12 protein-coding genes are annotated in these 10,376 nt (G+C 70.5%); 7 read left to right on the forward strand and 5 right to left on the reverse strand.

Annotated features, from left to right (window positions below; all coding sequences use genetic code 11):
• Positions 1-362 precede the first annotated feature (362 nt).
• The 3 genes from AB0D45_RS33855 to AB0D45_RS33865 all read right to left on the reverse strand — a co-directional run bounded on the left by AB0D45_RS33855 (position 363) and on the right by AB0D45_RS33865 (position 2,768).
• Positions 363-1,031: a YdcF family protein gene (locus AB0D45_RS33855; RefSeq protein ID WP_362466346.1), complete on the reverse strand. Its 669-nt coding sequence runs from the start codon at positions 1,029-1,031 to the stop codon at positions 363-365.
• A 190-nt stretch (positions 1,032-1,221) separates the two neighbouring features.
• Positions 1,222-2,451 carry a helix-turn-helix transcriptional regulator gene (locus tag AB0D45_RS33860; protein ID WP_362466348.1) on the reverse strand — a complete coding sequence of 410 codons (1,230 nt, stop codon included), beginning with the start codon at positions 2,449-2,451 and terminating at the stop codon, positions 1,222-1,224.
• Positions 2,448-2,768, reverse strand: coding sequence for a putative quinol monooxygenase (locus AB0D45_RS33865; protein WP_362466351.1), 321 nt, complete (start codon positions 2,766-2,768; stop codon positions 2,448-2,450). The genes AB0D45_RS33860 and AB0D45_RS33865 overlap by 4 nt, the downstream gene beginning before the upstream one ends.
• Before the next feature lie 137 nt (positions 2,769-2,905).
• On the opposite strand from AB0D45_RS33865, the gene AB0D45_RS33870 reads away from it, so the two are divergent.
• Positions 2,906-3,052 (forward strand): hypothetical protein, encoded by a 147-nt coding sequence (locus tag AB0D45_RS33870; RefSeq protein WP_362466354.1) that lies wholly within the window; start codon positions 2,906-2,908, stop codon positions 3,050-3,052.
• A complete protein-coding gene (locus AB0D45_RS33875; protein ID WP_362466357.1) occupies positions 3,045-3,299 on the forward strand; it encodes a hypothetical protein in 255 nt (84 codons plus the stop codon). The genes AB0D45_RS33870 and AB0D45_RS33875 overlap by 8 nt, the downstream gene beginning before the upstream one ends.
• Before the next feature lie 435 nt (positions 3,300-3,734).
• Here the strand turns inward: AB0D45_RS33875 and AB0D45_RS33880 are convergent, their stop codons facing one another.
• Both AB0D45_RS33880 and AB0D45_RS33885 read right to left on the reverse strand, forming a co-directional pair.
• On the reverse strand, positions 3,735-4,304 hold the full coding sequence (locus AB0D45_RS33880) for a hypothetical protein (protein ID WP_362466359.1): 570 nt from the start codon (positions 4,302-4,304) through the stop codon (positions 3,735-3,737).
• Positions 4,297-5,076 carry an alpha/beta fold hydrolase gene (locus tag AB0D45_RS33885; protein ID WP_361606580.1) on the reverse strand — a complete coding sequence of 260 codons (780 nt, stop codon included), beginning with the start codon at positions 5,074-5,076 and terminating at the stop codon, positions 4,297-4,299. Before AB0D45_RS33885 ends, AB0D45_RS33880 begins: the two co-directional genes overlap by 8 nt.
• 161 nt (positions 5,077-5,237) lie before the next feature.
• On the opposite strand from AB0D45_RS33885, the gene AB0D45_RS33890 reads away from it, so the two are divergent.
• The 5 genes from AB0D45_RS33890 (at position 5,238) to AB0D45_RS33910 (ending at position 10,196) form a co-directional block, all read left to right on the forward strand.
• A complete protein-coding gene (locus AB0D45_RS33890; protein WP_361606616.1) occupies positions 5,238-5,993 on the forward strand; it encodes a lysophospholipid acyltransferase family protein in 756 nt (251 codons plus the stop codon).
• Between the two features lie 43 nt (positions 5,994-6,036).
• Positions 6,037-7,248 carry a DUF5931 domain-containing protein gene (locus tag AB0D45_RS33895; RefSeq protein ID WP_362466362.1) on the forward strand — a complete coding sequence of 404 codons (1,212 nt, stop codon included), beginning with the start codon at positions 6,037-6,039 and terminating at the stop codon, positions 7,246-7,248.
• 35 nt (positions 7,249-7,283) lie between these two features.
• Entirely contained in the window at positions 7,284-7,928 is a 645-nt protein-coding gene (locus AB0D45_RS33900; protein WP_362466368.1) for a response regulator transcription factor, read from the forward strand.
• A 155-nt stretch (positions 7,929-8,083) separates the two neighbouring features.
• Positions 8,084-9,115 carry a 6-phosphofructokinase gene (locus AB0D45_RS33905; RefSeq protein WP_362466371.1) on the forward strand — a complete coding sequence of 344 codons (1,032 nt, stop codon included), beginning with the start codon at positions 8,084-8,086 and terminating at the stop codon, positions 9,113-9,115.
• A gap of 70 nt (positions 9,116-9,185) precedes the next feature.
• Complete coding sequence (locus AB0D45_RS33910; protein WP_362466365.1) at positions 9,186-10,196, forward strand: 2-hydroxyacid dehydrogenase; 1,011 nt, start codon at positions 9,186-9,188, stop codon at positions 10,194-10,196.
• Positions 10,197-10,376: the final 180 nt, after the last annotated feature.

Genomic DNA, 10,376 nt, shown 5'->3' on the forward strand with positions numbered 1-10,376 from the left:
CGCGTCACTGCGTGATCGCCTTCGGCGACCCTTGACAGCCCGTCCCGCCCCGGAAAGCCGAAAGACTGCCGGGAAGCCCCCAAAAGAACGGTCACGGGGCAGGAGAAGCGGAGCGGCTCCCTCAGCGATGAGGCGAGGGACCGGGCCATGGCCTGCCGGGGGCCGGGCCCGCCCACGGCCTGGCCCACCGCCGGGGGCCCGGCTACCTGCACGAAATGCCGACCACCCCCCCTGCGGAGCCCCCAGACGCAGCAGATCGCTACGAGCTCCTCCCGGCTTGGCGTCCGGCGGCCGTCTTGGGCTGATACCCGCACCAAACGTTGATCAGGGAGAGGTGGGAAGTGGTCAGGTGTCTCGGCTGCTCAGGGGGTGATGAGACGGCTGGTGAAGCCGTCGTGGATGAGGGATTCGTATGCGGTGCGTACGTCCTCTGGTACGTCCTGGAAGATGGCGAAGCCCTGCCGGGGGTACTCGATCACTCTCTGGAGGTCGCCGACGAGCATGTCGATCACGAGCTTCTCGTCGCCGATGCTCTTGACGTAGTCGTCCAGCTCCAGCGGTTCGGATGCGCAGATGATCTCGACGTCGGGCCACAGTTTGCGGGCGGTGGCGAAGGAGCGCCTCTCCATGTAGGGCTTGGAAATCAGCATCACCGTTGTGGGGACGATGCCGGCCGAGGCCAGAAGGTCGCGGGTGAGGGTGATGTTCTGGCCCGTGTTCGCGGCGTTCGGCTCGACGAGGATCGCCTCGTCCGGAACGCCGAGTTCGAGGGCGTGCTCGCGGAAGTGGACGGCCTCGCCACGAGGGAAAGGGTTCCTCGTGGTGGGGCTGTTGCCGCCGGTGAAGACCAGGGTCGGGAACAGTCCTCGGTGGTAGAGGTCGGCGGTGGCTTGGGCGACGCCCAGGTCATGGCTACCGAGGCCGATTGCCACGTCGACCGGACGGAGCTGGTGGCCCATGAGGTGGTAGTCCCAGACCAGCTTGGTCATGCGCCACTGATCCTCGGCGATGGTCTGCTGCTTGTCGCCCACGCGTGCTCGCTCCTTGGTCACCGGCTGAAAGGTCTGGACGGCCCCGTGCTCATGGCCTTGATGTTCTCGATGCTGGCCAATTGGTGCGACAGCCCGAAACGAGCGGCCATGGAGCCCCCGACCAGTCCTCCGGTTCGGTCAAGTCCTCAAGTCGGCCGGCCGCACCGGTGCCCTCAACGGGTCTTCGCTCTCAAGCGAGGCTGTCGGTGCGTTCGGCGAGGGCGCGCAGTTCGTCGGATGCGGTGCGGCCCGCGCTGAGCATGAGGTCCCTGATGGCCGTCCGGGCTGCGAGGTGGGTGCGGATCATCTCAGGTGCCAGTTCCTCGGCGCGCAGCAGGCAGTCCAGGGCATCCGCGTGCTGGCGGCGCTGTGCGTGGGCCCGGCCCATGTCCATCAGCAGGCGCGCCTGCCGCTCGGTGGACAAGCCGTCCGCTTGAAGTCCCTTGGACAGGTCGAGGGCCTCGCCGGCGTCCCCGAGGTCGACTGCGGTCGAAACGGCTTGGATCTCCACGTTCGTGGGGCCGAACTCGAGGTTGAAGTCGTTGCGGTCCTCACCCAGCCGTCGGGCGACGCTTCGAGCGGCCTCGATCTGCTGCCGCGCGGAAGACCTTTCACCTGCGCGGGCGTGCACGAGCGCCAGCACCAGATGCAGCGATCCCAGGACGGAGAGGTGCTGGGGCTCGTCGGCTCGTGTGCTTTCGAGGGCGCTGATGGCCATGGTCGCGGCGCGCTCCGCCTGGTCGAGGTGCTTAAGGCGTACGAAGGCTTGGCACAGGCGGTAGATCCCAGCGAACACGCTCAGCGGGTCGCCTGAAAGCTCGGCCGCTCGGATCGCCCGATCCGCTGCGACCCACGCTGCATCTGCCTCGTGCTGGCGCACGAAGGCTGCAGCCAGGGCTTGATAGGTCCTGGCCAGCAGATCGTGCAGTTCGGGTGTGTGATCAGGCGACGCCGTACGGCAGGCCAGCTCCAGCCTCGGGACCAACGCACTTATGTCCGCACTCAATTCTGCGAACCGAGCGCTATGGGTGAGTGTCCAGATCCTGTCCACCGATGAACGGAGGTCCGGGAGGTCATCCGGCTGGAAGTCCTGGCATGGATGGAGGAGGACATCGAGCGCGGGATGTCCGGACAACACCAGACGGGCCTGATCGAGGTCGTTCGTCTCCGGTGCGGGCGAAGGAGACACCGCGGCCAGAGGCGGCGCGTCGGGCTGGAGGACCTGGAGCGGCACGCCGAGGCCGTCAGCGAGAAGCCGCAGCACGTCCAGCCGGTTGACCGGCTGGATACCCCGCTCGACCTGCGACAGCCAGCTCGCCGTGCGACCGATGGCCGCAGCGAGTTCTCCCTGCGTCATGCCTTTCTGCTTGCGCAGATCGGCCACGCGCGCCCCGAAGACGCGCCGCTCCTCTGAACTCACTGCCGTGCCGCCACCTTTCCAGCGATCGCGTCAAGGAACGTGACCTCGACACCGGAAAGGTACTGGTCCCGCTGGGCGAGGAAGTGCTTGGTGTGTGGCTGCGCCTCGTGGACGTCGAAAGCCGCACGGTCCGCGTACAGCTCATAGAAGACGCGCACCAGAGGCTCACCCTCCGGCACGTGCACCACATACGTCAGCGTTCCGGGCTCCGAACTTCTGATGCCCTCCAGGGTGCTCGCACACAGTTCGTCGAATGCCTCCGCGGCTTCCTGATCGCGCAGTGAGAAGCGCACAACCAGGCCGAACCCCTCGCTCATACGTGCTCCTTCCGAGTCGCAGACAGTCTCGCAGGCACGCACACTTCCTGCGACTAGTAATTTCTCTTGATTCACAGAAACGCTGCGAGTGGGGTCGTAGTTGCTCTGCTACTGAGCGTCAGTAAGGAGGGGCGTGCATGTCTCAGATCCCCGTGGACAGCAGCGGTGACGGCCAACGGAAGACCGTGGCCGAGACCATCGCACCGAGTACTGATCTGCTCGATCGGGCTCAGGCCGGCTGCGAGCGTTTCCTCAGCACCTTCGAGGCGGCGTGCGATGAGTGAGTGCTACGAGTACGTGCCCCACCGCCTCCTCCGCCGGCGCGTCCGCGACATCGCTTCGGGTGTCGAGGGCGTGCTCATGGCCGTGATCAACGAGAACGTCTCCGACACCGGCATCGAGCGCTGGATCGAGCTCGCCTACATCCGAGGCGCCTCAGGCCGCGAGTTCACCACTGCCGCCACCAACGTCGTACCCGCCCACGACCAGCCCCGGACGGCCAGCAGTCGCCGAGACCGGAGAGGCGCGTAGCGATCTGTTGCGTTTTGGGGGCTCCGCAGGGGGTGTGGTCAGCATTTCGTGCAGGTAGCCGGGCCCCCGGCGGTGGGCCGGGCCGTGGGTGGGCCCGGATGCCCGGTGAGGCCATGCCCCTGGCCCCTCGTCTCATCCCTGACGGGGCCGTCCCTGCGACTCCTGCCCCGTGACCGTTCTTTTGGGGGCTTCCCGGCAGTCTTTCGGCTTTCCGGGGCGGGACGGTCGGTCAAGGGTTGAGCGCAGCGAAATCGCGAAGCGACGCGACGAAGGAGCGCCCTTGAGGGACCGGCCCGAACCGGAATGACGATGGGACTGACGGGAACCCCCCAAACCAGCCCTGAGACGGTCCAGGCAGGACACCGCTCCCAGGCCCCCGGCCCGCACACAGAGAGCGGGTGGGGTTGGCGGGCCGCGCTCCCCGGCGTCGTCCCCCTACACCACCGCGCCCCGCCCAGGGTCGTCGTCATCGTCGTCGTCGCCGCCCGACATGCGGGCGACCAGGGTGGCGAAGCCGCCCAGGAAGCCGCCGATGCCCAGGGTGGTCAGCCACCACGTCATGTCCCACTGGAGCAGCACCGCCAGCAGCAGGAGCACCGGCCCGCCGACCACCGCCAGCCACGCGAACTTCGTCGTCGTGTCCGCGTGCGGCAGCTCCGGTTCCGGCGGGACGAAGTGCTCCTCGTCCGCCGGCTCTTCGGGGGAGTGGTCGCGCGGGCCGGGGGTCGGCAGCGGCACGCTGACGCCCACGCCCGGGGCGAACGTCACCGAGCTGCCCAGTCCCGGCTTCGGCCCCGGCTTCGCCCCCGGATCCGGCTCCGGGTCAGCCGCCGCGGGCTCCGGCTTCACGTCCTCCTCCGGCAGCATCAGGTTCTCGATCGGCCGGAACGGTCTCGCCCCCGGCGGGTCCGGCGGTTCCTGCCCGTACCCGGCGACGATCGCCGCCCACGCCGCCTCCTCGTCCAGTGGGGGCACGCCCCCGGAGGACTCCTCGTGCTCAGCCACCGCTGGCCGCCCCCTCCCTGCCGACACTCTTCGCGAGCCGCCCGATGAACGCGTGGCTGTCCGCGAAGATCCGCTCCGCGTCGTGGTCCAACGTCGCCACGTGGTAGCTCTGTTCCAGCAGGGTCTCGGTGACGTCCGTCGACGACACCCGTGCCAGGATCCGGGCGGAGTCCACCGGCGGGACCACGTGGTCCTGGGGGCTGTGCAGCAGCAGCAGCGGCTGCGTCACCTGCGGCAGCTCGGTGTCCACCAGCTGGAAGAACTTCCGCAGCGAGTGCGCGGCCCGGGTCGGGACCCGGTCGTAGCCGACCTCCACCGAACCGGGCTTCGCGATGTCGCTCGCGATGCCCGCCGTGGAGCGGACGAAGTGCCGGGCCACCGGAAGGGCGAAGGCCAGCGGGTCGTGCACCTTGTTCGCGGGGTTGACGAGGACGATCCCGCTGATCGCGTCCCCGTGCCGGGCCGCCAGCCGCAGCGTCAGCGCGCCGCCCATCGAGAGCCCGAAGACGAAGACCTGCGTGCACCGCTCCAGCAGCTCGCGCAGCGCGCGGTCGACCTCCGCGTACCAGTCCTGCCAGCCGGTGAGCTGCATGTCCTGCCAGCGCGTCCCGTGCCCGGGCAGCAGCGGCAGGGAGACGGTGAGCCCGCGCTCGGCCAGGTACTCGGCCCAGGGGCGCAGCGACTGCGGCGAACCGGTGAAGCCGTGGCAGAGAAGCACGCCCACCTCTCCGCCCTCGTGGCGGAACGGCTCTGCTCCAGGGAGGACGGGCACCAGGGTCTCCTTCGAAGGGTGGGGGGTGCGTTGCGCTGTGTGACTTCACCGTACGCGACCGGGATGACACCGACCAGGGCCGTCGGGCGCTCCCGCGCGGAGGCAGGGGATAAGGTCTGTTCGACAGACACAGGAAGGCTTTCGAGTTGATCTACGGCGCAATGAAGTTCTCCATCGGGGGGTCCCTGAAGCTCGCCTTCAGGCCGTGGGTGGAGGGCCTCGAGAACATTCCCGCCGAGGGGCCGGCGATCCTCGCGAGCAACCACCTGTCCTTCTCCGACTCCTTCTTCCTGCCGGCCGTACTGGACCGGAAGGTGACCTTCATCGCGAAGGCCGAGTACTTCACCTCCCCCGGGGTCAAGGGCAGGCTGACGGCGGCCTTCTTCAAGGGCGTCGGGCAGCTCCCGGTGGACCGTTCCGGCGCCCGCGGCGCCGGCGAGGCCGCCGTCAGGAGCGGCATCGAGGTCATCGAGCGCGGGGAGCTGTTCGGCATCTATCCCGAGGGGACGCGTTCGCCCGACGGCCGTCTCTACCGGGGCAAGCCCGGCGGCCTGGCCCGGGTGGCGCTCGCCACCGGCGCTCCGGTGATCCCGGTGGCGATGATCGACACCGAGAAGATCCAGCCCCCCGGCAAGGTGGTCCCCAAGCTGATGCGCCCGGGCATCCGCATCGGCAAGCCGCTGGACTTCAGCCGCTACCAGGGCATGGACGGGGACCGCTTCATCCTCCGCTCGGTGACCGACGAGGTCATGTACGAGATCATGAAGCTCTCCGGCCAGGAGTACGTGGACATCTACGCGACGGCCGCCAAGCGGCAGATCGCGGACGCGGAGAAGGCCGCCAAGGAGAGCGGCAGGGCGGCCGAGAAGGCGGCCAAGGCGGAGAAGGACGCCGAGGGGGACGCGGACCCCGCATAGGGCGGGGCGCGACGGGCGCGCCCGCGGGAACGGGGTGGGGGAGATGGCGAAGCGCGAGCGCGTCGTACGGATGTCGGTCGAGCAGCCGCTGTGGCGGGCGCTGACGGCGTACCGGCTGCTCACCATGGTCTACGCGGTCCTGCTGTTCGCGGCGGCCTACCGCAAGTTCGACCACCCCGGGACCGCGGCCGGCTACCTCGCCTGCCTCGCCGTCTGGACGCTGGCCACCCACCGCCGGGTGGCGAACGCGGCCAGCTGCACCAGGGGCTTCCTCGTCGCCGATCTGGCCGTCGCGCTGGCCGGCATCCTGCTCACCCCGGTCGCCGACACCCACGCGCGGATCGCCGAGGGCGGCCCCACCCTCCCCAGCATCTGGACCGCCGGCTCGGTCCTCGCCTTCGCCCTCAAGGGCGGCTGGCGCTGGGCGGGCTTCGCCTCGACCTTCGTGGCCGCCGCCAACCTGGTCATCCACGGCGGCGACCCCACCCGGGACACCCTGCACAACGTCCTGCTGGTCTGGGTCGCCTCCATCGCCATCGGGTACGTCGTCGAGGTGGCCCGGGCCAGTGAGGCCACCCTCGCCCGCGCGCTGGAGATCGAGGCCGCCACCCGCGAGCGGGAGCGCCTCGCCCGCGACATCCACGACGGGGTCCTCCAGGTCCTCGCCATGGTCCAGCGGCGCGGCACCGAGCTGGGCGGCGAGGCCGCCGAACTCGGCCGGATGGCGGGTGAGCAGGAGGTGGCGCTGCGCACGCTGGTCTCCAGCGGCCTGGTCCGCCCCTCCCGGGTCTCGCGCGACGAGTCGCTGGGCGCGCTGGTGGACACGTACGAGGTGGACGAGCCCGGCGCCGACGAGGGCGAGCTGGACCTGCGCTCCCTGCTCGCCCCGCACGCGGGCTCCCGGGTCAGCTTCGCCGAGCCGGGCACCCCGGTGCCGCTGCCGGCGCCCGCCGCGCGGGAGCTGGCGGCGGCGGTCGGCGCGGCCCTCGACAACGTGCGCAGGCACGCCGGGGACGGGGCCAGCGCCTGGATCCTGGTCGAGGACTGGGGCGACGAGGTGATCGTGACCGTACGGGACGACGGCCCGGGCATCCCGGCCGGCCGGCTCGACCAGGCGGAGGGCGAGGGGCGCATGGGCGTGGCCCTGTCCATCCGGGGACGCCTGCGCGACCTCGGCGGCAGCGCCGAGCTGGTGTCCGTCCCCGGCCAGGGCACCGAAGTGGAACTGAAAGTACCGAGGGGGAGGACCCAGTGAACGACGACCGCAGCGAACTCCAGGACATCAAGGTGATGGTCGTGGACGACCATCCGATGTGGCGGGACGCGGTGGCCCGCGACCTGGCCGCCGCCGGGTTCGACGTCGTCGCGACGGCCGGCGACGGGCCCGAGGCGGTACGCCGGGCCCGCGCGGCCGGCCCGCAGGTCCTGGTCCTCGACCTCAACCTCCCCGGCATGCCCGGGGTCCAGGTCTGCAAGGAGCTGGTCGGAGCCGATCCCGCGCTGCGCGTGCTCGTGCTGTCGGCGAGCGGCGAGCACGCCGACGTCCTGGAGGCGGTGAAGTCCGGCGCGACCGGCTACCTGCTGAAGTCGGCCGGGGCCCAGGAGCTGATCGATGCGGTCCGCCGCACGGCGGCCGGCGACCCGGTGTTCACCCCGGGGCTGGCCGGCCTCGTCCTCGGCGAGTACCGGCGCCTGGCCACCGACCCGGCGCCGGCCGCCCCGGACGTGCCCAAGGCCCCGCAGCTGACCGACCGGGAGACCGAGGTGCTGCGGCTGGTGGCCAAGGGGCTCTCGTACAAGCAGATCGCGGAGCGGCTGGTCATCTCGCACCGCACGGTGCAGAACCACGTCCAGAACACCCTGGGCAAGCTCCAGCTGCACAACCGGGTGGAGCTCGTCCGGTACGCGATAGAGCGCGGGCTCGACGACGCGTAACCCGTCCGTACGTCGTACTTACTTCCACCCCGCTTCCCCGTACGAGTGAACGGGCGTACGCAACGCCCCGTAGTTCCACCGGGATTGTCTCTTCCAGGCCCCTCGCTGTGACCTGGGTCACCACTAGCGTGGCCGTCATGGCGAAGGGAGATTCCATGAAGGTCGGAGTGCTCACCGGCGGCGGCGACTGCCCCGGGCTCAACGCGGTGATCAGGGGCGTCGTCCGCAAGGGCACGCAGGAGTACGGATACGGGTTCGTCGGCTTCAAGGACGGCTGGCGCGGGCCGGTCGAGGGGGACACCGTCCCGCTGGACATCCCCGCCGTCCGGGGCATCCTGCCGCGCGGCGGCACCATCCTCGGCTCCTCGCGCACCAACCCGTTCAAGACCGAGAACGGCGTCCGCCGCATCAAGGAGAACCTCGCGAAGTTCGAGGTCGACGCACTCGTCGCGATCGGCGGCGAGGACACCCTCGGCGTGGCCGCCCGGCTGTACGAGGAGTACGGCGTCCCCTGCGTCGGCGTGCCGAAGACCATCGACAACGACCTCTCGGCCACCGACTACACCTTCGGCTTCGACACGGCCGTCGGCATCGCCACCGAGGCCATCGACCGGCTGCACACCACGGCCGAGTCCCACATGCGGGTCCTGGTCGTCGAGGTGATGGGCCGGCACGCCGGCTGGATCGCCCTCCACTCGGGCCTGGCCGGCGGGGCCAACGTCATCCTCATCCCCGAGCAGCGCTTCGACGTGGAGCAGGTCTGCGCGTGGGTGACCTCGCGGTTCAAGGCCAGCTACGCCCCCATCGTGGTGGTCGCGGAGGGGGCCATGCCCAAGGACGGCGACCTGGTCCTCAAGGACGCCGTCTCCCGCGACTCCTTCGGGCACGTGCGGCTGTCGGGCGTGGGCGAGTGGCTCGCCAAGGAGATCGAGGCGCGGACCGGCAAGGAGGCCCGTACGACGGTCCTCGGACACATCCAGCGCGGCGGCACCCCGAGCGCCTTCGACCGCTGGCTGGCGACCCGCTTCGGACTGCACGCGATCGACGCGGTGCGCGACGGGGACTTCGGCAAGATGGTCGCGCTGAAGGGGACGGACATCGTCCGGGTGCCGATCGCGGAGGCCACCGCGAAGCTCAAGACGGTCGACCCCGCGCTGTACGAGGAGGTCGGGGTCTTCTTCGGCTGAACGCGCCGGGGCGGGCGACGGGTCGTATCGTGACGAACGACCCGTGGTCCGACCAGCTGTGGGAGCGAGCGTGGAGATCCTGGCCTTCGGAGTGACCGCCGACGAGAAGCCGCTCCTGGAGCGCGCCTTCGAGCGCCACTTCGAGGGCCGGCACGCGGTCCGCTGCCTCGACGTGTTCCTGAGCGAGGACACCGCGCCCATCGCCGCCGGGTACGAGGTCGTCTCCTCCAGCGTCAACGCCGACCTGCACGGCCGGGTCCTGCGCACCCTCGCGGCCGGCGGCACCCGGATGATCGCGCAGCGCTCCACCGGCTTCAACAACATCGACCTGGACGCGGCCCGGGAGCTCGGCATGACCGTCGGCCGGGTCTCGTACTACTCCCCGTACTCGGTGGCGGAGTTCGCCTGGACCCTGGCCATGGCCGTGAACCGGCGCGTCGTCCGCGCCTCCAACCGCACCCGGGACTTCGACTTCCGCCTGAACGGGCTGATGGGCCGCGACATGCGGGGCCGCACCGCGGGCGTCCTGGGCACCGGCAAGATCGGCGAGGCCTTCACCTGGATCGCCCACGGCTTCGGCATGGACCTGCTGGGCTGGGACCTGGCGCCGAACCCGGCGTGCGAGGAGCTGGGCATGAGGTACGTGGACAGGGACGAGCTGTTCGCGGCCGCCGACCTGATCAGCCTGCACGTGCCCCTGGTGGAGTCCACGCACCACATCGTCGACGCGGCCGCGCTGAAGGCGATGCGGGACGACGCGATCCTGGTGAACTCCAGCCGCGGCGGGCTGATCGACACGGACGCCCTGGTCACGGAGCTGCGGGCGGGGCGCTTCACGGGGGTGGGGCTGGACGTGTACGAGGCGGAGGCCGGGGTCTTCTTCACGGACCGGTCCCTGGAGGCGGTCGAGGACGACACCCTGGCCCGGCTGGTCACCTTCCCGAACGTGGTCGTCACGTCCCACCAGGCGTACTACACGCTGGACGCGGTGGAGCAGATCGTCGACGCCACCGTCCGGAACGTGGGGGACTATCTGGCGGGGCGCCGCTCCGAGAACACCCTTGTTCCTCCCGGGGGCTGATCTGTGCCGGGTGCCGGGTGCCGGGTGCCGGGTGCGGGGCGTCGGGGCGCGGGGGCGCCTGCGGCGGGCCGTCCCCTACCCGCCCTTCCGCCGTTCCCCGGGCGCTGCCCGGACCCGCGCCTCAAACGCCGGCGGGGCTGGAATTCGCGCAGCGAATTTCCAGCCCGCGCGGCGTTTGAG

Origin of the sequence: Streptomyces sp. NPDC048352, assembly GCF_040651895.1 — a bacterium.
Lineage (GTDB): Bacteria > Actinomycetota > Actinomycetes > Streptomycetales > Streptomycetaceae > Streptomyces.